The sequence below is a fragment of the Tolumonas auensis DSM 9187 genome (assembly GCF_000023065.1).
GTDB classification, from domain to species: Bacteria; Pseudomonadota; Gammaproteobacteria; order Enterobacterales; family Aeromonadaceae; genus Tolumonas; species Tolumonas auensis.
The window spans coordinates 732,414-754,145 of sequence record NC_012691.1; the positions used below are offsets into that span (position 1 = coordinate 732,414).

General features: G+C 50.2%; 20 protein-coding genes. 13 read left to right on the forward strand and 7 right to left on the reverse strand.

Features of this window, described 5'->3' with window-relative positions:
* Window positions 1-34 precede the first annotated feature (34 nt).
* The gene (locus tag TOLA_RS03335) at window positions 35-802 is read left to right on the forward strand and encodes a LamG domain-containing protein (RefSeq protein ID WP_012728874.1); all 768 of its coding nucleotides are present in this window, start codon (window positions 35-37) and stop codon (window positions 800-802) included.
* Between the two features lie 10 nt (window positions 803-812).
* Here the strand turns inward: TOLA_RS03335 and tpx are convergent, their stop codons facing one another.
* Both tpx and TOLA_RS03345 read right to left on the reverse strand, forming a co-directional pair.
* The gene (gene tpx, locus TOLA_RS03340) at window positions 813-1,313 is read right to left on the reverse strand and encodes a thiol peroxidase (RefSeq protein ID WP_012728875.1); all 501 of its coding nucleotides are present in this window, start codon (window positions 1,311-1,313) and stop codon (window positions 813-815) included.
* Window positions 1,314-1,492: 179 nt separating this feature from the next.
* Complete coding sequence (locus TOLA_RS03345) at window positions 1,493-3,559, reverse strand: alpha-amylase (RefSeq protein ID WP_012728876.1); 2,067 nt, start codon at window positions 3,557-3,559, stop codon at window positions 1,493-1,495.
* 358 nt (window positions 3,560-3,917) lie between these two features.
* Between TOLA_RS03345 and nifH the strand changes: the two genes are divergently transcribed.
* The 9 genes from nifH (at window position 3,918) to fdxB (ending at window position 12,786) form a co-directional block, all read left to right on the forward strand.
* The gene (gene nifH, locus TOLA_RS03350) at window positions 3,918-4,805 is read left to right on the forward strand and encodes a nitrogenase iron protein (protein WP_012728878.1); all 888 of its coding nucleotides are present in this window, start codon (window positions 3,918-3,920) and stop codon (window positions 4,803-4,805) included.
* A 69-nt stretch (window positions 4,806-4,874) separates the two neighbouring features.
* Window positions 4,875-6,323: a nitrogenase molybdenum-iron protein alpha chain gene (nifD, locus tag TOLA_RS03355; protein ID WP_012728879.1), complete on the forward strand. Its 1,449-nt coding sequence runs from the start codon at window positions 4,875-4,877 to the stop codon at window positions 6,321-6,323.
* Between the two features lie 66 nt (window positions 6,324-6,389).
* Window positions 6,390-7,958, forward strand: a complete 1,569-nt coding sequence (gene nifK, locus TOLA_RS03360) for a nitrogenase molybdenum-iron protein subunit beta (RefSeq protein WP_012728880.1) — start codon at window positions 6,390-6,392, stop codon at window positions 7,956-7,958.
* Between the two features lie 126 nt (window positions 7,959-8,084).
* Window positions 8,085-8,297, forward strand: coding sequence for a putative nitrogen fixation protein NifT (nifT, locus tag TOLA_RS03365; protein WP_012728881.1), 213 nt, complete (start codon window positions 8,085-8,087; stop codon window positions 8,295-8,297).
* Window positions 8,298-8,322: 25 nt separating this feature from the next.
* Entirely contained in the window at window positions 8,323-9,009 is a 687-nt protein-coding gene (locus TOLA_RS03370) for a NifB/NifX family molybdenum-iron cluster-binding protein (RefSeq protein ID WP_012728882.1), read from the forward strand.
* A gap of 214 nt (window positions 9,010-9,223) precedes the next feature.
* On the forward strand, window positions 9,224-10,597 hold the full coding sequence (gene nifE / locus TOLA_RS03375; protein WP_012728883.1) for a nitrogenase iron-molybdenum cofactor biosynthesis protein NifE: 1,374 nt from the start codon (window positions 9,224-9,226) through the stop codon (window positions 10,595-10,597).
* Between the two features lie 16 nt (window positions 10,598-10,613).
* Window positions 10,614-11,996 carry a nitrogenase iron-molybdenum cofactor biosynthesis protein NifN gene (gene nifN / locus TOLA_RS03380; RefSeq protein ID WP_012728884.1) on the forward strand — a complete coding sequence of 461 codons (1,383 nt, stop codon included), beginning with the start codon at window positions 10,614-10,616 and terminating at the stop codon, window positions 11,994-11,996.
* On the forward strand, window positions 11,993-12,448 hold the full coding sequence (locus TOLA_RS03385; protein WP_012728885.1) for a NifB/NifX family molybdenum-iron cluster-binding protein: 456 nt from the start codon (window positions 11,993-11,995) through the stop codon (window positions 12,446-12,448). The genes nifN and TOLA_RS03385 overlap by 4 nt, the downstream gene beginning before the upstream one ends.
* A gap of 44 nt (window positions 12,449-12,492) precedes the next feature.
* A complete protein-coding gene (gene fdxB / locus TOLA_RS03390; protein WP_012728886.1) occupies window positions 12,493-12,786 on the forward strand; it encodes a ferredoxin III, nif-specific in 294 nt (97 codons plus the stop codon).
* A gap of 81 nt (window positions 12,787-12,867) precedes the next feature.
* On the opposite strand, the gene TOLA_RS03395 is transcribed toward fdxB, so the two are convergent.
* Window positions 12,868-14,109 carry a TIGR03862 family flavoprotein gene (locus tag TOLA_RS03395; protein ID WP_041609458.1) on the reverse strand — a complete coding sequence of 414 codons (1,242 nt, stop codon included), beginning with the start codon at window positions 14,107-14,109 and terminating at the stop codon, window positions 12,868-12,870.
* Between the two features lie 234 nt (window positions 14,110-14,343).
* Here TOLA_RS03395 and TOLA_RS03400 point away from each other — a divergent pair, with 234 nt between their 5' ends.
* From TOLA_RS03400 to nifS, 3 genes are read left to right on the forward strand one after another with little or no spacing between them, the layout of a single operon-like run.
* A complete protein-coding gene (locus tag TOLA_RS03400) occupies window positions 14,344-14,694 on the forward strand; it encodes a HesB/IscA family protein (RefSeq protein ID WP_012728888.1) in 351 nt (116 codons plus the stop codon).
* 24 nt (window positions 14,695-14,718) lie between these two features.
* Window positions 14,719-15,612 (forward strand): Fe-S cluster assembly protein NifU, encoded by an 894-nt coding sequence (nifU, locus tag TOLA_RS03405; RefSeq protein ID WP_012728889.1) that lies wholly within the window; start codon window positions 14,719-14,721, stop codon window positions 15,610-15,612.
* Window positions 15,613-15,623: 11 nt separating this feature from the next.
* Window positions 15,624-16,829 (forward strand): cysteine desulfurase NifS, encoded by a 1,206-nt coding sequence (gene nifS, locus TOLA_RS03410; protein ID WP_012728890.1) that lies wholly within the window; start codon window positions 15,624-15,626, stop codon window positions 16,827-16,829.
* Window positions 16,830-17,033: 204 nt separating this feature from the next.
* Here nifS and yafN read toward each other — a convergent pair whose 3' ends face one another.
* The 4 genes from yafN to TOLA_RS03430 all read right to left on the reverse strand — a co-directional run bounded on the left by yafN (window position 17,034) and on the right by TOLA_RS03430 (window position 21,253).
* Window positions 17,034-17,327 (reverse strand): type I toxin-antitoxin system antitoxin YafN, encoded by a 294-nt coding sequence (gene yafN, locus TOLA_RS03415; protein WP_012728891.1) that lies wholly within the window; start codon window positions 17,325-17,327, stop codon window positions 17,034-17,036.
* 392 nt (window positions 17,328-17,719) lie between these two features.
* A complete protein-coding gene (locus tag TOLA_RS03420; RefSeq protein ID WP_012728892.1) occupies window positions 17,720-18,358 on the reverse strand; it encodes a hypothetical protein in 639 nt (212 codons plus the stop codon).
* A gap of 147 nt (window positions 18,359-18,505) precedes the next feature.
* Window positions 18,506-20,377, reverse strand: coding sequence for a UvrD-helicase domain-containing protein (locus TOLA_RS03425; protein ID WP_012728893.1), 1,872 nt, complete (start codon window positions 20,375-20,377; stop codon window positions 18,506-18,508).
* Between the two features lie 93 nt (window positions 20,378-20,470).
* The gene (locus tag TOLA_RS03430) at window positions 20,471-21,253 is read right to left on the reverse strand and encodes a hypothetical protein (protein WP_012728894.1); all 783 of its coding nucleotides are present in this window, start codon (window positions 21,251-21,253) and stop codon (window positions 20,471-20,473) included.
* Window positions 21,254-21,732 lie beyond the last annotated feature (479 nt).

Genomic DNA, 21,732 nt, shown 5'->3' on the forward strand with positions numbered 1-21,732 from the left:
TCATATTTCACGACAATGCACGGAGGCAATAAGAATGCTGATAGAAAAAAAATACCGATGGTTAGGGCTGTTTGCCGGGTTGTGTTGTTCGGCGGGGAACGTAGTTGCGAAAACACTGACGTTTGCCGGTGAGCAATGGGAGGTAAAAAACGGCATTGCGGCACCGGGCCCGAATAACTGGAGTGAAGATAACGCGTGGGTTGATGAACTCGGCCAGTTACATTTAAAGATCTCTTATCTGAACGGCACCTGGTACAGCGCGGAAGTGTATCAGCTGACCAATAAAGGCTTTGGTAATTATGAATGGCGTGTCAGCGGTCAGCTTGATCAGCTGGATGCCAATGTAGTACTGGGGCTGTTTCATTATGCAGGGCCGGATGGTCAGAATGAAATCGATATTGAAATGTCCAGATGGGGTGATGCTGCGGCACCACTCGGCAATTTTACGGTCTATCCTGCGTCGTCAACGCTGCCATTAAATACGCAGAGCTTTGCTGTGCTGCCAACCGGAACAGACACGATCCAGCGTTACAGCTGGCGTAGTAATGCGGTTTGCTTCCAGATGTTCAATGATAACGGCAGTGATGAACCTGCACTCAGTGACAACATTGCCAGCTGGCAATTCGCACCCAAAAACTACAGGAAAGCGATCCCGCAGATAACGATGCCGCTGCATATCAACTTATGGTTACGACAGGGTCTGGCACCGACGGATGGTCAGGAAGTAGAAGTGGTCATTAAGCGCTTTAACTTTACAGCGAGTCAGAATATACCTACTGACACAGCATCATGGTGCCAGTAGGTTATCGGTTTTAAGCCAGCGCTTTCAGTGCTGCATCGTAATTGGGTTCATGGGTGATTTCATCAACCAGCTCGGCGTGCAGCACTTTATCTGCTTCATCCAGCACCACTACTGCACGGGCCGTCAGGCCGGCCAGAACGCCGTCAGCGATATCCACACCATAAGCCTGTTTGAATTCTGCGCCACGCAGGGTAGACAGCGTGATTACATTATCCAGACCTTCCGCACCGCAAAAACGCGCCAGAGCAAATGGCAGATCAGCAGAAATACACAGCACTACGGTGTTTTCCAGCTTGCCGGCAGCTTCATTGAAGTGGCGCACAGATGCCGCACACACGGAGGTGTCCACGCTTGGGAAGATGTTCAGCACTTTACGTTTGCCAGCGAAAGAGGCCAGGGTGACATCAGCCAGTTCTTTGTTGACCAGTGAAAAAGGCTTGGCGGTTGTACCGGCTTTCGGGAAGTCGCCGTTAACAGTTACCGGGTTACCAGCCAGAGTTACAGTTGCCATGTCACTATCTCCTTGCATGTAGGGATTATTGATTGTGCGCAATATAATTGCTAACAACTAAATGTAACCGATTTAACAGATATTCAACAAGTATATTTGGTTTTAAATGAAACGCCGGAAATTCAGGAGCAGAAAAAATGACGGCCACAGTAGGGCCGTCATCGGTTGGACAACAAAGATCAATGAGCCGGCGTGCCGCCCCACACCACCATTACCTTATCTTGCTGGTACTGACGGCTAAAGGCGTAATAACCGCTGGCTGGCAGCGTAGTTTGCTGACCGGCACCGATTGCCGGATGACGGGCGCGGAACTGACTGATTTTCTGCCAGTGGGTGAGCAATGCAGCTTTGTCATCTTTCAGCTCATTCCAGTTCATATCTGAACGGGTGCCTTGTATCGGATCAGAACCGGTCGCACCAAACTGGCGGCCACTTTCATCACCGTAGTAGATCTGCACGGCTCCGGGCGCCAGCAATAACAGGCTGCCAGCCAGTTTCTGTTTTGCTATGTCGTTTTTCGCATCGTCATGGAAGAACAGTCGGGTATCGTGTGACGAGAGATAACTCAGCACATTCATGTCTTGTAGCTTTTCTGCCATCTGACGATAAGTGCCATCAATGTTGGCGTAGCATTCCAACGACTGTTTTGCCTGATCCTGAAAATCAAAATTGATCATGCTGTCAAAACCATGCTGAAAATAATCGCTCTTCATGACGCCATGTCCCCACGATTCGCCGGTCATCCAGAATGGCGCGTTATCCAGTGCTTCCTGCGGGTGCGCTTTTTTCCATTCCGCTAATGCCTGGGTGGCTTGGGTCTTTAACTGATCCCAGGCTGGTTTTTCGACATGTTTGGCAGTGTCAACGCGAAAACCATCGATGCCATAGTCGCGCACCCACTGACTCAGCCAATGCGTGATGTAATCCCGTGGCGCGTAGCCGGCAATTTCTTTGGCGTTGGTATCCTTTTTATAACGATAGAAATTAGGTAACCCGCTGGCCTGGGTGGCTTCGGTTTTCACATCAGGCAGGAAGGCAAGTGACATGGTCAGATCGTCATAACCGGGGTTATCGTAATTCCCGATGCCGGAGCGGATCCATTTTTTGCCCCACCAGTTTTCCCAGGCAGTACCCTCACTGAAATTGATGAAGTTGTTGAAGCTGTGCCAGTTTTCGCCTTTGCCGGGTTGCCAGTTGGTCCAGCGTTCACCGAGCAGTTGCTTTTGTTCATCGGCTTTCAGATGCAGTGCGCCGAACTGAAATTCCTGCATGTCAGCCAATGTCGCATACCCCACATGATTCATTACCACATCAAACAATATACGGATGCCGCGTTTGTGCGCCTGTTCTACCAGCGTATGCAGCTCTTGCTCGGTGCCCATGTTGGCATCGAGTTTGGTCCAGTCCAGCGCGTAGTAACCATGATAAGCATAATGCGGGAAATCACCGTTGGTGCCACCACCGATCCAGCCGTGAATTTGTTCCAGTGGTGAGCTGATCCACAGGGCATTGACGCCGAGTTGTTGCAGATAATCGAGTTTGCCGGTGAGGCCGGCCAGATCGCCGCCATGAAAAGTGGCGATTTCCTGCTGACCATCATTTTTACGGTCATAGCTGTGATCATTCGCCGGGTTGCCATTGGCGAAGCGGTCGGTCAGTGCGAAATAAACGGTGGCGTTGTGCCAGTTGAAAGGGGCTTTCTCTGTAGTGCTTACCGGCTCAAGCAGAAGCAGGCCGCTGCTTTCTCTGGATGGTTGCAGGGTAATTTTGCCTTGCTGCACGGTGGCGGTCTGGCCGCTGTAATAATCCCGGAGCGTTTCTCCATCCTTAAACGTTTTACTGACATCGACAGTGAGCGGCTTGCCATCTGACTGCGGACAAGTCTGTGTCAGGTTTGTACTGTTACTGACAGCGGGTACTTTTACACTGAGTAATACCGTCGGCGTGCCGCTGCGGGTGTCGATTTTTATCTGATATTCACCATCGCGATACAAGCGCCAATCGATAGCGGATTGTGAGCCACAGGGTTGCAGCGACAACATCTGGTTCAGTTTCGGTGCGCTTGCCGGCTGCCAGCATTGATTGTCAGTTTCAAAACGCAGTGGATAAGCACCTTTTTTCAGTGTTGCGACGCTGGTGAAGATGCCGTCCGGGTTCTCTTTAAAGACCGGAACACCGGGGAGCGTCCACTGCGCTGATGCAGCAGGCGATAGCAGGAATAACAACGGCAAAGCGAGACGTTTCATTATGTGTCCTCAGGCAAAGAAACAGATTGGGGTCAATCCAGTCTGCCTGTGGTTATTAAATCAGCCTCATCCCTGATGAGTTTTTAGCCGGAGGAGCAGTGAGGTGGAGAGAAAAGAGAATGTTGCGCTGGATCGCGTTATGGCTTTGAGGTTGGCCCATAAGTTTGAGCCACTTCACAAAGCTGACATTCCCTTGTCCATTTCCATACAAAACGTCCGTGTTTGTATCGATCGTTTCTGCGACATAAATCACTATTTTAAAAATAATCGTTATATTTCAATGTGTTGAATTGTTTGGCCTGATTGGTATGTGACGTGCATATATATATACGTCAACGTCATTCAGAGGAGAAACGACATGGCCTTACGTCAATGTGCAATCTACGGTAAAGGTGGTATCGGTAAATCTACTACCACTCAGAACCTGGTTTCTGCATTAGCAGAAATGGGTAAAAAAGTGATGATCATCGGTTGTGACCCGAAAGCGGATTCTACTCGTTTGATCCTGCACGCAAAAGCCCAGAATACCATCATGGAAATGGCAGCAGAAGTTGGTTCTGTTGAAGATCTGGAACTGGAAGACGTATTACAGATCGGTTACGGCGGAGTTCGTTGTGCTGAGTCTGGTGGCCCAGAGCCAGGAGTTGGTTGTGCAGGTCGTGGTGTTATCACTGCTATCAACTTCCTGGAAGAAGAAGGCGCGTACGAAGAAGATTTAGACTTCGTATTCTACGACGTACTGGGTGACGTAGTGTGTGGCGGTTTCGCTATGCCAATCCGTGAAAACAAAGCTCAGGAAATCTACATCGTTTGCTCCGGCGAAATGATGGCAATGTACGCTGCGAACAACATCTCCAAAGGTATCGTGAAATACGCGAAATCTGGTTCTGTTCGTCTGGCTGGTCTGATCTGTAACTCACGTCAAACTGACCGTGAAGATGAATTGATCATCGCACTGGCTGACAAACTGGGCACTCAGATGATCCACTTTGTACCACGTGACAACATCGTTCAGCGCGCAGAAATCCGTCGTATGACTGTAATCGAATACGACCCAACCTGTAAGCAAGCGAACGAATACCGCACGCTGGCGAACAAAGTCGTTAACAACAAACTGTTCGTTGTTCCAACACCAGTAACCATGGATGAGTTGGAAGAGCTGTTGATGGAATTCGGCATCATGGATGTTGAAGACGAAACCATCATCGGTAAGACCGCAGCAGAAGAAGCTGCAGCTACAGCTTAAGGTCTTAACCCGGCGGCTGGCAGGGATGCTGCCAGCCCGGATTGTCCGCCCATTCAAGGAATTACTGCTATGACTAACAGAACTCGTGAAGAGAATCTGGCGTTAATTCAGGAAGTGCTCGAAGCCTATCCAGAAAAAGCGCGTAAGGATCGTGCCAAGCACTTAACTGTGAACGACCCAACGCTGGAAAAAGCCAGCAAATGTATTACTTCTAACCGTAAGTCTCTGCCGGGCGTTATGACCATCCGTGGTTGTGCTTACGCCGGTTCTAAAGGGGTAGTATTCGGCCCAATCAAAGACATGATCCATTTGTCACATGGTCCTGTTGGTTGTGGTCAATATTCCCGTGCTGGTCGTCGTAACTACTACACTGGTCTGACTGGTGTAAACAGCTTCGGCACCATGAACTTTACGTCTGATTTCCAGGAAAAAGACATCGTATTCGGCGGCGACAAAAAGCTGACCAAAATCATCGATGAAATGGAAATGCTGTTCCCGCTGTCTAAAGGCATCACTATCCAGTCCGAATGTCCTGTTGGTCTGATCGGTGACGATATTGAAGCTGTCGCCAAACAGGCGAAAGTGTCAACCGGTAAGACAGTCGTACCAGTACGTTGTGAAGGCTTCCGCGGTGTGTCTCAGTCTCTTGGTCACCATATTGCGAACGACGTAGTTCGTGACTGGATCCTGGGTAACCGTGATGAAGTTGAATTCGCTGGTACACCATACGATGTCGCTATCATCGGTGACTATAACATCGGTGGTGATGCATGGTCCTCCCGTATCCTGCTGGAAGAGATCGGTCTGCGTGTGGTAGCTCAGTGGTCTGGTGACGGTACCCTGGCTGAAATGGAAAACACACCGAAAGTTAAATTGAACCTGGTGCACTGCTACCGTTCAATGAACTACATCTCTCGTCATATGGAAGAGAAGTACGACATCCCATGGATGGAATACAACTTCTTCGGTCCGACCAAAATTGCTGAATCACTGCGCAAAATCGCGGCTCAGTTTGACGAAACTATCCAGAAAAAAGCGGAAGAAGTTATCGCCAAATACGAAGCGCAGACTGCTGCAGTTATCGCCAAGTACAAACCACGTCTGCAAGGCAAAAAAGTCATGCTGTACGTCGGTGGTCTGCGTCCACGTCACGTGATCGGTGCTTATGAAGATCTGGGCATGGAAATCGTCGGTGCCGGTTATGAATTCGCGCATAACGATGACTACGACCGTACTCTGCAAGAATTACCTGAAGCAACACTGTTGTTTGATGACGTGACTGGTTATGAATTTGAAGAGTTCGTGAAGGCAGTTAAACCTGACCTGATCGGTTCTGGTATCAAAGAAAAATTCATCTTCCAGAAAATGGGTATCCCATTCCGTCAGATGCACTCCTGGGATTACTCAGGCCCGTACCACGGTTTTGACGGCTTCGCCATCTTCGCCCGTGATATGGATATGACCCTGAACAATCCGTGCTGGTCAAAACAGACTGCGCCATGGAAAAAAAGCGCGTAATGGCCCCGGTATTTGATTCCATTACCCCGTTAGTTCACAGATGAGTGGCGCGGGAAGGAGAGTTGTATGAGTCAAAATATAGAGAACATCAAATCCTGTTATCCGCTGTTTGAACAGGATGAATATCAGAATCTGTTCGCTGATAAACACGCTAAATATGAAGAAGCGCATGGCGATGAGAAAGTTCGTGAAGTGTTCGAGTGGACTACCACTCAGGAATACAAAGATCTGAACTTCAGCCGTGAAGCATTAACCATTGACCCGGCAAAAGCTTGTCAGCCATTGGGCGCAGTTCTGTGTTCACTGGGTTTCGAGAAAACATTGCCTTACGTGCATGGTTCACAAGGTTGTGTGGCTTACTTCCGTACTTACTTCAACCGTCATTTCCGTGAGCCAGTAGCTTGCGTATCTGACTCCATGACTGAAGATGCGGCTGTATTCGGTGGCCACGCCAACATGAACGACGGTCTGCAGAACGCCCTGGCGCTCTACAAACCAGAAATGATCGCGGTTTCTACCACCTGTATGGCAGAAGTTATCGGTGACGACCTGCAGGCCTTCACTAACAACGCCAAGAAAGATGGTTTTGTACCGAAAGATTTCCCGGTGCCTTATGCACATACCCCAAGTTTCGTGGGCAGCCACATTACTGGTTGGGACAACATGTTCGAAGGTTTCTGCAACACCTTCACTGCTGACAAAGCTGACTACAAAGTAGGCAGTAACGGCAAACTGAACATCGTTACCGGCTTTGAAACTTATCTGGGTAACTACCGCGTTATCAAACGCATGCTGACCGAAATGGGTGTGCCATTCGCTATGCTGTCTGACCCGTCAGAAGTATTAGACACCCCATCTGATGGTCAATACCGCATGTATGCCGGTGGCACGACTCAGGACGAAATGAAAGATGCGCCTAACGCCATCGACACCCTGATGCTGCAACCTTGGCACTTAGTGAAAACTAAGAAAATGGTCAAAGAAACTTGGGGCCAGCCAGCGACTGATCTGAGCATCCCGATGGGTCTGGAATGGACAGATGACTTCCTGATGAAAGTCTCTGCACTGACTGGTAAAGCGATCCCTGCTTCACTGGAACTGGAACGTGGCCGTCTGGTTGACATGATCACCGACTCCCACACCTGGCTGCACGGCAAGAAATTCGGTGTCTACGGTGACCCTGATTTCGTCGAAGGTCTGGTTAAATTCCTGCTCGAACTGGGCTGTGAACCAAACGTGATCCTGTGTAATAACGGCAGCAAGAAATGGAAAAAATCCATGGAGAAAATGCTGGCTGATTCACCATACGGTCAGGGCAGCGAAGTGTACGTGGGTCACGATCTGTGGCACTTCCGTTCACTGATGTTCACGAACAAACCAGATTTCATGATTGGTAACTCATACGGCAAATTCATTCAGCGCGACACCCTGGCTAAAGGCAAAGCGTTTGAAGTTCCATTGATCCGTCTGGGCTTCCCGATTTTCGACCGTCATCACCTGCATCGCATGACTACCCTCGGTTACGAAGGTGCCATGTACATGCTGACCACACTGGTTAACGCCGTGATGGAAAAAATTGACAGCGAAACCATGGAACTGGGCAAAACAGATTACAACTTCGATTTGGTTCGTTAATCGATACTGTAATCAGGGGCAGCTGGTCTGCCCCTTCATAAGCCCGGAACCGTACTTGCTGCAGTTCCGGGCTTATTTGTTTCAATCATAAGAAATTCAATCGATTGCAAAGGGAAGGGTTGTCACATGCCTAACATTATGTTCCGTCAGCACGACGATGGTTTGTACTGCTACATCGCCAAACGTGACTTGGAAGCCAAAGTGGCTCAACTGCAATTCGAGCAGGATGACAACTGGGGTGGCCGGGTTGATCTCGACAATGGCGAAGCTTATTTCCTGGAACCGCAGGTAAAACCTTCATTGCCAATCACACTGCGTCTGAAGCGCGCAGGCGAATAACTCAGTCAGGTTACGGGAGGCTGTGATGAAAACTCTGTTAGAAAGTCAGGTTTACTGGCGTCTCATCGCCTTAGCACAGGCAGTGCCGGAAGTCGGACAATCCGTGTTGTTCGACTGGGTGAGTGGGGCGTTGCAAGGCCCGCTGAGCATTGCTCAGATGGAAAAACTCACGCTGGAAGCACTGAAAGCGTCAGCGCCGGCGGAATTGGCCGGTTTAAGTAATGCCCGCTGGCAGGTGTTGCTGGAATGTCTGCAAGGGCAGTTACCGGTACATCTCGATCCGAAACCGGCGGTTGCAGAAGCGGATGCACTGCGCGTGGCGTTTTCTTCCAATGATGGATTAACCGTGAATGGTCATTTCGGTAACTGTCATCTGTTCTTCATTTACCAGGTGACAGAGAAAGGCTCACAGCTGATTGATATCCGCCATTTTGTACCTGATGACACCCAGGAAGATAACGAAACCCGCGCCCGTTTACTGCACAGCTGTCATTTGCTGTTCTGTGAGGCGATTGGTGGCCCGGCAGCAGCGCGCATCATCCGTCATGGTATTCATCCGGTAAAAATCAAGAAAGATAACCGCATCAGCACCCAGCTGGATGCTCTGCAGGAACTGATGCAGGGGCAGTTACCGCCATGGCTGGCGAAGGCGCTGGGACGCAAAGATGATCTGGGCAAACGTTTCAGTGATGAATTGTCCGAGCTGGAATAATTCATCCGCGGGCTGGCAATAAGCATCAGGTATCAAAGCTATCACCCTTGCTGATTTGGCTGGGGGGTGAAATCAGCAGGGGTGATAGCGTCCTGTTCTGTCGTGTTTGTTGCGATCACGACAATTACAAAACCATTTAAATCAATAGGTTACAACTGGACTGCTCCTTGCACCACTCAAAAATGAGAGCTCGCGCACATTTCAGGAGGGAGCGATGAAAGGCAACGAAATAGCGGCATTGATGGATGAACCCGCCTGTGGCCATAACAGTAAAGCCAAATCCGGCTGCAGTGCCCCGAAACCGGGTGCTACCGCAGGTGGTTGCGCTTTTGATGGTGCACAAATCACGCTGTTACCCATCGCAGATGTTGCGCATCTGGTGCATGGTCCAATCGGTTGTACCGGCAGTTCATGGGACAACCGGGGCGCCCGCAGTTCAGGTCCGGCACTTTACCGGATGGGGTTTACCACTGATTTAAATGAACAGGATGTGATCATGGGGCGCGGTGAACGCCGTCTCTATCACGCGGTAAAACATATTGTGGAACGTTACCATCCCGCGGCGGTGTTTGTGTACAACACCTGTGTGCCGGCGATGGAAGGCGACGACATTATTGCGATTTGTAAAGCAGCAGAAATCAAAGTCGGTGTACCGGTGATCCCGGTGGATGCGGCTGGTTTCTACGGCAGTAAAAATCTGGGTAACCGTATCGCCGGTGAGGTGATGGTTGATAAGGTGGTGGGTACGGCGGAACCGGCACCGTGGCCTGCGGATTATTCTGTTCCGGCAGAACAGGGCCATGATATTTCCCTGATTGGTGAATTCAACATTGCCGGGGAATTCTGGAACGTTCAGCCACTGTTTGATGAACTCGGTGTGCGTATTCTCTGCACACTGTCAGGGGACGCCCGTTTCCATGAAGTACAGACCATCCACCGCGCTGAACTCAATATGCTGGTTTGCTCCCGCGCATTGATCAACGTGGCGCGCAAACTGGAAACCAAATACGGCACGCCATGGTTTGAAGGCAGTTTCTATGGTGTGAGCGATACCTCGAAATCCCTGTTAACGGTTGCAGAGATGCTGGGCGATCCCGATCTGATCACCCGCACCAAAGCGCTGATTGCCCGCAAAGAAGCCGAAACCGAAGCCCAGCTGGCGCCGTTCCGGGCCCGTCTGAAAGGCAAACGGGTGCTGCTGTATACCGGTGGCGTGAAATCCTGGTCGGTGGTGGCGGCGTTGCAGGATCTGGGCATGGAAGTGGTGGCCAGCGGCACGCGTAAATCGACCGAAGAAGACAAAGCCCGTATCCGTGAGCTGATGGGGGATAACGCCCTGATGCTGGAAGACGGCAACGCCCGCAATCTGCTGGACGTGGCTTACCAGTATCGTGCCGACCTGATGATCGCCGGTGGCCGTAACATGTTTACCGCTTACAAGGCCCGTCTGCCATTCCTCGATATCAATCAGGAACGTGAACATGCGTATGCCGGTTATGACGGCATGGTCGAGCTGGCGCGTCAGATCTGCCGCTCACTGGAAAGTCCAATCTGGACGCAGGTAAAACAACGCGCCCCGTGGCAGTAACGCAGGAGACCCCCCTATGGCTCAGATTATCAAAACACATAAACCACTGGCGACCCAACCCATTAAGAGCGGACAACCGCTGGGTGCAATTCTGGCGAGCCTTGGTATTGATCGCTGCATTCCGTTGATCCACGGTGCTCAGGGTTGCAGTGCGTTCGCAAAAATATTCTTTATTCAGCATTTCAGTGAGCCGATCCCGCTGCAATCGACCGCGATGGATCCGATCACCACGGTGATGGGATCGGATGAGAATATCATCCAGGCGCTGGCGCATCTGTGCGAGAAAAGTAATCCGCGGCTGGTGGTGTTGCTGAGTTCCGGCTTGTCGGAAGCGCAAGGCACAGACATGAACCGCGCGCTGAAAGAGTTTCGCCGGCAATATCCGAAATTTGAGCGTAATGAGATCGTCACGGTGAATACACCGGATTTCTACGGTTCGCTGGAAAATGGTTACAGCGCACTGGTGGAAAGTCTGATTTCGCAACTGGTGCCGGAACAGAAGATCCGCAGTATCCGTAAAAAACGTATCAATCTGCTGCTGAGTCACATGCTGACACCGGGCGATATCGAGCTGATCCGTCAGTATGCCGAAGCGTTTGGTCTGCAGCCGATCCTGGTGCCGGATCTGTCCCGCTCCATGGATGGTCATCTGGTAAAACAGGATTATCTCTCGGTCAGCCAAGGTGGGACGGACGTCAATATGCTGCGCCAGTTAGGTCAGAGCAGTCTGACACTGGTAGTGGGTCCTTCCATGCAACGTGCCGGACAATTGTTAAGTTCCCGCAGCGGGGTGGAGAGTGTTTATTTCCCGCATCTGATGACCCTGGCGGAGATGGATCGTTTTATCCAGACCCTGCAGCAGGTTTCAGATCGTCAGGTACCGGAGTGGATCGACCGGCAGCGCGGGCAGGTGACCGACACCATGATCGATACGCATACCTGGGTAAACGATACCCGTGTGGCGATTGGTGCCGAGGCCGATCTGCTGGTGGCCTGGCTGGCGTTTGCCGAAAGTGTGGGCATGCAGCCGGTATCGGTCGTGGCGCCGGTCAATCAGCCCTGTCTGGCTGCGTTGTCAGTCGACAAAGTATTGATAGGTGATCTGGAAGATCTGCAACAACAGGCGGAAGAGCGGGGCTGTGATCTGCTGCTGGCAAATTCCCATGGCGCGGTAATGGCTGAGCAACTGAAACTGCCGCTGATGCGGATTGGTTTCCCGATCTTCGATTGTTTTGGTGAGTTCCGCCGGGTACGTCAGGGTTACGCCGGTATCCGCGATAATCTGTTCGAGATCGCCAACTATCAGCAACAGGCCTGCCATGGCCGGCCGGTGTATCACTCGCCGCTGAAACAACCTTTTGCACAGGCACCACTGGGTGCTGAGGAGGCATTTGCATGATCCATTTGCAAAGACACTTACGTGTCAGTGATGAACATATGTCCCATCTGAAAGTGGCGTTTGCCAGTTCCGATATGAAGACCGTGAATCAGCATTTTGGCTCCTGTGAAAGTCTGCTGGTGTATGGCGTAGAACCGGATGGTTATGAATTGCTGCAGGCGGCCGAGTTTCAGGTCATCGAAGGGCATCTGCCGGCGAAAGTGACCAGCCGGATTGATGTGATTGATGGCTGTTTTGCGGTGTATTGCAATGCGGTGGGAGAAGCGGTGTTCCGTCAGTTAATGGCGCACGGGATCAGAGCTATCCGTGTTGAAGCGGGCACCACTATTACCAGCCTGATCCAGGCCTTACAGGAACAGTGGCCGCAGCGGATCCCGCAAAAACAGCAGAAGAAAACCACATCCGCCGACAGTCTGGCTAACCAGCTGGAAGAAGCAGGCTGGGACGAGTAATTATCGATAGCAACACAAAAAAACTTAGCTCAGAGGAGAGATATATGAGTGGATTTATTACCGGTATTACTCGTGGCGGCGCTGCCTGGACACCGGAATTTGTTACCGCGGTAGACGCACACACCTGTATCGGCTGTGGCCGTTGCTACAAAGTGTGTTCCCGTGATGTGTTCAATCTGGTCGACCGAGCCGATGTGCTGGATGACGATCTGGATGATGAAGAAGATGATGCCATGATGGTGATGACAGTGGCGAATGCGGACGATTGTATCGGCTGCGGCGCCTGCTCACGGGTTTGCCCGAAAAACTGTCATTCTCATGCTTCGATGTCTGCGTAATTAAAAGAGTCCTTTGCAATCTTGGGTGGCAACACCCGAATGCGTTTTGCCCGGGGTGACCCGGGCTTTTTTATTTTCTCGTTACGCTTGTGCATTCAGCCACTGCAGAATGCCGTGACCGGCGGTAAAGCCGCTGGCAAAGCAGCCGGTCAGCAGATAACCCCCGGTCGGCGCTTCCCAGTCCAGCATCTCTCCGGCACAGAACACGCCCGGCAAAGTCTGCAGCATCAGTTGCTCATTTAAGGCAGAAAAACAGACGCCACCGGCGGTGCTGATGGCTTCATCCATCGGCGTTGTGCGCAAAACCTGCAGCGGAAACTGTTTAATCGCCTGTGCCAGTAAGCGCTCACTGGTGAAGGTTTCTTTCGACAGACATTCCCGCAGCAGACCGGCTTTGACGCCATCAATGCCGATTTTACTTTTCAGCTGTGTAGAGAGTGATTTTGCGCCGCGGGAACGCAGTTCCTGCTCAATGCGCTCTGCGGTTTTATGCGGCAGCAGATCCAGCGTCAGCGTGCTTTTGCCAGCTTGTTCCAGCTGATCCCGCAATTCAGCGGCGAACACATAAATCAGACTGCCTTCAATACCGCGTTCGGTGATAACAAACTCGCCCTGTCGCTCTGTCCGGTTGCCATCACTGTCAGTCAGACTGGCAACCACGTTTTTTACCGGAGACCCGGCAAAACGGCTGCGGAAATCCGCCGACCAGTCACACTCAAAACCACAATTCGCCGCTTTCAGCGGAGCCACTGCAATGCCCTTTTGTTGTAGCTGCGGTACCCAGGCACCATCCGAGCCGAGGCGTGACCAACTGCCGCCACCTAATGCCAGTAAGACAGCATCCGCTTTGACTGTGGTTTCACCTTCCGGGGTAGCGAACACTAACTGCTGTTGCTGATCCCAGCCGATCCAGCGATGACGGACATGAAACTTTACCCCGGCTTCGCGTAAACGCTGTAACCAGGTCCGCAGCAGAGGCGCGGCGCGCATATCGGTCGGAAACACCCGGCCGGAACTGCCGACAAAGGTGTCAAAACCGAGATCGTGAGCCCATTGACGAAGCTGGTCGGCCCCAAAGGCTTGCAGCAGCGGCAACATCTCTTGCTGACGATGCCGATAGCGATTTACAAAATCAGGAAATGCCTCGGAATGGGTCAGGTTCATGCCGCCTTTGCCGGCCTGCAGAAACTTGCGTCCCACCGAGGGCATCGCATCAAACAGATCGACCCGGATATTGTGCTGGCTTAATACTTCTGCCGCGATGAGTCCGGCCGGACCGCCACCGATGATCGCTACCTGTTTTGTTGCTGATGCCGCCACCATGTTCTCCGTTTGTCAGTCATACCGGGCAAGAAGCTGAATTGTAACATTCAATCCGATATGTCGTCTGTTCTGTCCGGATCAGACATCCTGTCTCAACTGCGACAAAAGCCGACAAAGCCTGCTGCGTTGTCAGACAAAACAGTGCTGTCTTGCACCCATCTAATTGAAAAATAATGATTTTGTATGTGGCACTTCATTTGCAGCTTTGTGATCACGGTCACAGGGAGAAATGCCATGATTCAAATCGAAGAAAGCGCACTGACGCAACTACAACGTCTGCAGCAACAACTGGTGCAGGAATGTATCGGTTTGCGTCTGATTGCCAAAGGTGATCCCTGCTCCGGGATCAAAGTAGATATGGGCTGGACTGCCACGCAACAGCCTGACGACGTCTTGTATCGTCAGAGTGGTCTGGTTTTTCTGGCCGATCGCCGTCAGTGGCCCTTATTAAAAGATTGTCAGATCTCACTGGCAGAACGTCAGGGGCAACCCGGATTCAACATTCAGCCGCAGCCTGCTAATTGCGGCAGTTGCAGTCCGGCAGCAAAATCAACCAATTGCCCATCAACCGCCAGTGTGAATTAAAAATACGCGCAAAGGAGACGAGTCATGTGGAACTATTCAGAAAAGGTTAAGGATCACTTCTTTAATCCACGCAATGCCAAAGTAATTGCCGATGCGAACGCTGTCGGTGACGTTGGCTCTATCAGCTGCGGTGATGCGTTACGTCTGATGTTGCAAGTCAACGCAGAGAGCGAAATTATCGAAGATGCCGGTTTCCAGACCTTCGGCTGTGGCAGCGCAATTGCGTCTTCTTCTGCCCTGACCGAGATGGTGATCGGCAAAACGCTGGATGATGCCCTGAAGATCAGCAACATGGATATCGCCGATTATCTGGATGGTCTGCCACCGGAAAAAATGCACTGTTCGGTGATGGGGCAGGAAGCCTTGCAAGCCGCGATTGCCAATTTCCGTGGCGAAGAATGGCATGACGACCATGAAGAAGGCGCGCTGATCTGTAAATGCTTTGCCGTGGATGAAGTCAAAATCATCAAGGCAGTGAAAGAGAACGGTCTGACCTCGATTGCCGATGTCATCAACTACACCAAAGCCGGCGGCGGTTGCGGCGCCTGTCATGAGAAGATTGAACAGGCGTTACAGAAAGTACTGGCAACCCAGCCTTGTAACGAAGCGCGTATCGCAACAACCAGCATGGAACGCAGCAAAGTTGCGCCGCATGTCGATCTGGCGAAGAAAGATGAAAACTGGCGTACTGTGGCTGCCGTGCTGGAAGAGATGCGTCCGCGTCTGCAGGCCGATGGTGGTGATGTCACCCTGATCAGTGTGACTGAAAGCAAAGTGGAAGTGGCGCTGTCAGGCAGCTGCTTAGGCTGCATGATGACCGACATGACGATTGCCTGGATCCAGCAGACCCTGATGGAAAAAATGGGTCGTTATATTCAGGTGGTCAGTATCACTCAGGCTGAAACCGCGCTGGTTTAAGGAGACGGAACATGAAAGCGATCTATCTGGATAATAATGCCACCACCCGTCTCGATCCGATGGTGCTGGAAGCGATGATGCCGTTTATGACCGAAAACTACGGTAATCCATCATCAATTCATGGTTTCGGCGAACCGGTGCGCAAAGGTATTGAGCGCGCCCGTGAACAGGTGGCCGGTTTATTAGGCGCCGCGCACGACAGCGAAATCATTTTTACCTCCTGCGCTACCGAAGCCAACAGCACCGCCATTCTGTCGGCAGTGGAAGCGTTGCCGGAACGCAAAGAGATCATTACTTCTGTAGTGGAACATCCGGCGATTCTGGAAGTGTGCGAACATCTGGAACGTCGTGGTTACACTATTCATCGTCTGCCGGTTGATACCCAGGGACGTCTGGATCTGGATCACTACCAGTCACTGCTCAGCGACAATGTGGCGCTGGTGAGCGTGATGTGGGCGAATAACGAAACCGGCACCGTTTTCCCGGTACAAACCATGGCCACCATGGCAAAAGAGAAGGGCATTCTGTTCCACACCGATGGTGTGCAGGCAGTCGGCAAATTCCCGATCAATCTGGCGAGCAGCGATATCGATATGCTCTCTTTTTCCGGCCACAAAATTCATGCACCGAAAGGGGTGGGCGCGCTGTATGTCAAACGCGGTACCCGTTTTCGTCCGCTGCTGCGCGGTGGTCATCAGGAACGCGGTCGTCGTGCCGGTACTGAAAACGCCGCCGGGATTGTCGGTTTGGGCATGGCGTGTGAACTGGCGGAAGTGCATATGCCGATGATGTCGCATCTGGCAGAACTGCGTGATGAACTGCAGGCCGGTTTACTGGAAAAAGTACCGTGTTCTATCGTCACCGGCGATGTGGATAGCCGTACACCGAATACGCTGAATATCGCGTTTGAATTTATCGAAGGTGAAGCGATCCTGCTGATGCTGAATCAGCTGGGCATTGCCGCCTCCAGCGGTAGCGCCTGTACCTCCGGCTCGCTGGAACCATCACATGTGATGCGCGCGATGAGCATCCCTTATACTGCCGCGCATGGCAGCGTGCGCTTCTCGCTGTCGCGTTATACCCGCCAGAAAGAGATCGACTACGTGCTGGAAAAACTGCCGCCGGTGATTGAACGTCTGCGTTCACTGTCACCGTACTGGGTGCAGAATAAACCCGATCTGGAGAAGATGGGCGAGTTTGCCCCGGCGTATGCCTGATCCGTTGTTCCTTTGACTTAAAGCCTGCATTTGTTCTGCAGGCTTTTTTATTTGTCCGTTCTATGCTTCCCGCTTTTTACCCATTTCCGTCTGCTTATCTTAGAAATGGCTGACGTGACTGCTATCGGCGGAATGACTAAGGGTGATTGTGGGATTGTCTGAAGATCAGCTGTCGGAGAATGATCGGACTTTTAAAAATCCGGATCATTCACTGAACTCACTCAGGTCTTCGTCCGTTGCCTGTTCGATGAGCGCCTGTCCATGTAATGCAATGGCTTTCAATTGCTCTGCTGTCGGGCGAAATTTTGCGGTGAATTGCTGATTGGCTTGCTGTTTCTCTAACAGATCTATCATCGCTTCAAACAAGCTGGCACTAAGCATATACCCGGCAGGTTTATTGTTCGATAAAACTGCGATGGGTTCATCGGTGAAATACTGCGCCGGATTTTTGCGCAGCTCAGTCATACTTACCGTGTGTTCCGCTAAGATTCTGTGCATTTTCAGGCTCATTTTTCTGTGCAAAATGAATAGGAGGATAGTGTTCGACAAATTTGCTGATTAGTCAAAATTTGAACAACTTTGTATAAGGCATTTGTCAGCGCCGTAGCCAATAAATTGGCATGACTGATCGATTGGGTTTGTAATGGGGTTCATTTGAAGTGGAAGGTGTCAGGCCGAAGAAGATACAAAATCAGTTACCGGTGGGCCATAAGGCAACTTCACCTTCTGCAATAAGATCCGTTTGATGGCTGATTGCCGGGATCGACCGGCAACGCTGAAACCACCTTTTCCGTCGATGGATTGTCATACAGAGCAACTTCAAATTCCGCATTTTTGATCTGAATCACCAAACGCTACTCTGGGCGCTCAACTAGTTGACGATAGACTCATTAGATAATCGATACTCGAATGGAAATCTTGTGAGGCGGCAATAGTCGGGTTTCAAGATCACCCTCATCCGTGATCACGCCTGTGCTAGCATAATTGGCTAGCTCTGCCTCTAGCATCATCACCTGATCCTGATCCTGATCCTGAAAGCCAATTCGGTAGGCAACAGACCGCTCTTCACCATCAGGTGCAGTATAGAAATCCCGACCACCATTTCTCAAGGCAAACTGCCAACACTCATGCGCTGGCAGATCGTAGATGTGAGGTCCCCAGTCATTATTACGCATTTTTTGAAATGTGGTAATTACTGCCCTATTCAGTTCTTGTGCCAGTGGTGTTCCATGCGCTGCCTGAGCCTGGTATAAATCATTAATCGCAACGGCTAGTCGGATGTTCCATGGCTTGTTGTGATATGGCATACCTGGCTCATCCAATTGCATGGCCATCTCTTTAGCCTTATCCATTTGGTTGATAACGATATTGTTATACTCTTTTTCAGGGATACCCATCTCAAGGGCCATCGTGCGGATTTCACTTCCATTGCTGGCGTTCTGCTCCGTCTGAGTAGCCTTGGCTGTCATTTTTGACTTGAGTAGCAGCCAAATAACCCAACCTATAAAAGCAAACAATAAAAATTCCATAAGTAATCTCCTTACCAGTGCTGCACACTACAAAGTTGTTGTTCGTTTTTTCGAATTACTGAGCCACCCACTTCAACCAAGTTATCAGCCAAACTTTTGGGTGATTCATTACCAGCTAACAGCTTATTAGACTGCAACTCAAATACGCTATCTTTCTTCGTAGTTCGTCCATGTTTTTCCAAATTCGGCAAGAGTACTTGCGCACGAAACAACCGTTAGATAACTACCCTTTTCATGTCGTTTCAGCCGAGTCAGGCCTGTATAAATCAGTGCGCAGGCTTGATTATCAATATTTTCCCCCACGAATAGAACAATCGCGCGGGATTCCCAACCTTTGAAGCTATGAAGCGTTGTTGCCTTGACTCTGGCGTCCCCCATATAGAACCCCATCTTCCGCCGACGCGATTCCTTTTTGTCGGAGCTATACGTATGGACTGCGTTGACACCTTTGGACTCGAGAGCGTTAACGACAGCTGCCCCCATCCTTTGGTTGCCCGTCAGGAATGTAATATCTGTAATTGCCAGTATGTCATCACTAGCTCTAGGGGCCATTTGTAGAATTTCCTCCGCACAGACTTGCGTGCCTTTTTCAGCGGATATTTGTACCCACCGCAAGTGGCAAGGATAGAGATCAAGCTCTCCCTGAGGGCTGTTGGGTAAATCCACTGTATCACTGGGTAAATACTGACTCGCAAAATTCCGTGCGGTTTCCAAAGCCGATGGCGGAAGCCGGTAGCATGTCTGAAGCTCCGCCCACCTACCACCAGGAAATCCCGCACCGGTCATAGCTTCGTCTGTCCAAGATCGGGCAGTTCCGTAAACATCCTGTGTCGCATCAGCGACGAGTAACATTTCGCCATCCTTGCGACATATTTTTCGCAACACATTCCACCAAGTTGGAAGAAAATCCTGACCCTCGTCAACGAGCACGGCGTCGTATCGCTGTATGACTTCGTCAACGTCTCCTTCTATACAACTTGCGACAACTGCTGGAAGCCGTGTACTTAAGACTTGATGTTCAGAACCTTGCTGATCTTCGCTACCTCGCCAAAGGTCGAGATACTCTTGTTCGTGATCCGAGTCTACGCAGACCCGCTTACACCAAGCATGAAAGTTAAGCCAAGTGATTCCTTGCCTTGTCCGGCCGTGAGCATTGGGCCATCTTACGGCCACATCCATCAGATAGTGAAGCAAGGTGATATTGAAAGTCACAACGAGGACTTCTTTCCCTTCGCCAAGTAGTTGCGCCGCCCGAGCTGCAAGAATTAGAGACTTTCCAGAGCCCGCTGGTCCTTTTATTCGTCTATAACCCGATTGAGTACGCGAGGTTACATAAGATCTTTGCGTTGAATCCAACTCAATAGGTTTCCGCTGAACAGTGGCGTAATCCGGCTCAATAAGCCAGTTCCTCATGTCGTCAGCCTGCTCATTACTCATAAATTTTGACGCGGCTCGACGACTTTCAGGAAACACCAAATCAACTCTGTTTTCTGCTATCGCCTCAGCGCCAGAAATTGGATTGTATTGAGGCCAATCTAGCATTCCTCTATAGGCCAAGCAGGGCTTTAGCATAGCGTTGATTTCTGTCTGCTTGGCGAACGGAAAAATCACGCCAGCAGTGATAGTTGCAAAGCCAGCCTTTCCATCCAATCTTGGACAATAAAGATCATGTATTTCCTGCTTGTATCTATATATTTTCTCTACTGGGTTTTGGTTTTGAATTGAAAACGATTTTATCCCATCACTCGCACAAAGCTTGGGTACCTTTCCAGGTCTTTCCTCAACCGAGTACCGCATCGCCTGGAGATTCCAGTCCTTTACCTCGAACACCGCGATACCAACATTCGGATTAAGCAGGACAAAATCTGGCCGTAAACCATTCAGATGTGGCTGAATGTAAATTTCCCAGTCAGGCGCTAGGGTCTCGTTGAAAAAATTGAATACCAGCCGCTCACCAGCCGTAAGGGGCTGGCGAAGACTCTCTAAGTGCTCAATTGACGGTGATACGAATCGTTCCATGCTCCCACTAATCCTAATCTTGCGGTCTAACGCCTCAATAACCGGCGCAGCTTTGCTGCGTCTGGCGCCGTAGGCGCGAAGTTGATTGATTTGTTAGGCATTGGGTAGTTTAAAGGGAATAACAGTTTTGCACCTGTGGCATTGAATCTGGCTATATTTAGCAAGTTCTCGTTTATCCACCTGTAGTAGCTCGTTGCAAATTGGACAGTTTCCGGAAACGAGATTAGGGTTGCCGCCAAAAGTGATTGAACCGCCAGCGCCAAAGCCTATCCCACTGCCTTGTACTGAGATTGGCCCTTGTGTTGTTATTCCTTTCATTGATACCGCGCCACTAGCACCCTGAAACGTAGTGCCATCGACGAAGTTCTTACTGTTATCAGTTGCATGCAAATGTGTTCTCTCTGAGTTCACGGTGGAACCTTGGATTACATTTGTGCTCCCAGATTTTGCGATGAAGGCCGAGATATCTGCATGAATTATACTGTTGCGTAACTCTTGATAGCTTTGGTTTTCAGTTAAGACAGAGAACTCTTGTTGGCTTGTACTGAGTGAAGCAATAAATTGGTTGGCTTTGTTTTCTAGACTTGGTGATGCTTCAATTGTTTTAGCAATTTCTTGAATCGCTTCTTCGAGTGTTGCGACTTTACTGACGAGCTCATTCGCTGCTGAGATTTCAGACCAAAGCTCCTCTAGCTTAGCTTCAAAAGCTTTATCGCCAAGATGACGATCCAATGCTGCGCCAGCCTGCTGAATGCCGGGAATTGGAAGCATACTAAGGCAGAAACCTAAAAACCTCATTGGCTCTTTGATTCCGTGCGTTTCCCACATTCTACGGATTGTATTCGAAGCTACTTCAATCGATTGATTATTACTCAACTCTCAGATTCCTCTTGATGCCTAACAGCTTATTAAGTTGAACAATTCCGCATAGTAAGCTTTGTACGGCGTTTTTACGGAAAGACTAGATTCAATCTACTACTATGATTGGTGTTTAACAACGAGACGGGTAGAAACAAAACCTAGATATATCCAAGAAACCCTTTTCTTTATCAACACATACTCAAGTCATGTTGATGTGATAAACATGTTTCTTGGTTATGTAGATAAAAGGTGATTCTATCAACACGTTGTCATGGCACAAAATCTTCCCCGCTTTGCCCGTCATTCTCCATTTGCTTGCCAGAGCAATCTAAGTAATAGTTAGATTAAATGGCTGAATGTATGGCACTGTTTGGCCCCTGATAACTTGAGGATCTGGCAAGGCTGATAGCTCAAACTCGCTATACAGATTTAACGGTGTATCACAAAACACAAAAATGAATGATTTTATTTAATAAAAATATAATATTTATCAT

Excerpts from the sequence above, each read along its gene's own strand:
- TOLA_RS03425 (WP_012728893.1), bottom strand. The coding sequence starts at position 20,377 with ATGGAACGATTCGTATCACCGTCAATTGAGCACTTAGAGAGTCTTCGC.
- TOLA_RS03335 (WP_012728874.1), top strand. The coding sequence starts at position 35 with ATGCTGATAGAAAAAAAATACCGATGGTTAGGGCTGTTTGCCGGGTTG.
- yafN (WP_012728891.1), bottom strand. The coding sequence starts at position 17,327 with ATGCACAGAATCTTAGCGGAACACACGGTAAGTATGACTGAGCTGCGC.
- nifN (WP_012728884.1), top strand. The coding sequence starts at position 10,614 with ATGGCTCAGATTATCAAAACACATAAACCACTGGCGACCCAACCCATT.
- TOLA_RS03395 (WP_041609458.1), bottom strand. The coding sequence starts at position 14,109 with ATGGTGGCGGCATCAGCAACAAAACAGGTAGCGATCATCGGTGGCGGT.
- tpx (WP_012728875.1), bottom strand. The coding sequence starts at position 1,313 with ATGGCAACTGTAACTCTGGCTGGTAACCCGGTAACTGTTAACGGCGAC.
- nifU (WP_012728889.1), top strand. The coding sequence starts at position 14,719 with ATGTGGAACTATTCAGAAAAGGTTAAGGATCACTTCTTTAATCCACGC.
- TOLA_RS03345 (WP_012728876.1), bottom strand. The coding sequence starts at position 3,559 with ATGAAACGTCTCGCTTTGCCGTTGTTATTCCTGCTATCGCCTGCTGCA.
- TOLA_RS03400 (WP_012728888.1), top strand. The coding sequence starts at position 14,344 with ATGATTCAAATCGAAGAAAGCGCACTGACGCAACTACAACGTCTGCAG.
- nifD (WP_012728879.1), top strand. The coding sequence starts at position 4,875 with ATGACTAACAGAACTCGTGAAGAGAATCTGGCGTTAATTCAGGAAGTG.
- fdxB (WP_012728886.1), top strand. The coding sequence starts at position 12,493 with ATGAGTGGATTTATTACCGGTATTACTCGTGGCGGCGCTGCCTGGACA.
- TOLA_RS03385 (WP_012728885.1), top strand. The coding sequence starts at position 11,993 with ATGATCCATTTGCAAAGACACTTACGTGTCAGTGATGAACATATGTCC.
- nifS (WP_012728890.1), top strand. The coding sequence starts at position 15,624 with ATGAAAGCGATCTATCTGGATAATAATGCCACCACCCGTCTCGATCCG.
- nifE (WP_012728883.1), top strand. The coding sequence starts at position 9,224 with ATGAAAGGCAACGAAATAGCGGCATTGATGGATGAACCCGCCTGTGGC.
- TOLA_RS03420 (WP_012728892.1), bottom strand. The coding sequence starts at position 18,358 with ATGGAATTTTTATTGTTTGCTTTTATAGGTTGGGTTATTTGGCTGCTA.
- nifK (WP_012728880.1), top strand. The coding sequence starts at position 6,390 with ATGAGTCAAAATATAGAGAACATCAAATCCTGTTATCCGCTGTTTGAA.
- nifH (WP_012728878.1), top strand. The coding sequence starts at position 3,918 with ATGGCCTTACGTCAATGTGCAATCTACGGTAAAGGTGGTATCGGTAAA.
- nifT (WP_012728881.1), top strand. The coding sequence starts at position 8,085 with ATGCCTAACATTATGTTCCGTCAGCACGACGATGGTTTGTACTGCTAC.
- TOLA_RS03370 (WP_012728882.1), top strand. The coding sequence starts at position 8,323 with ATGAAAACTCTGTTAGAAAGTCAGGTTTACTGGCGTCTCATCGCCTTA.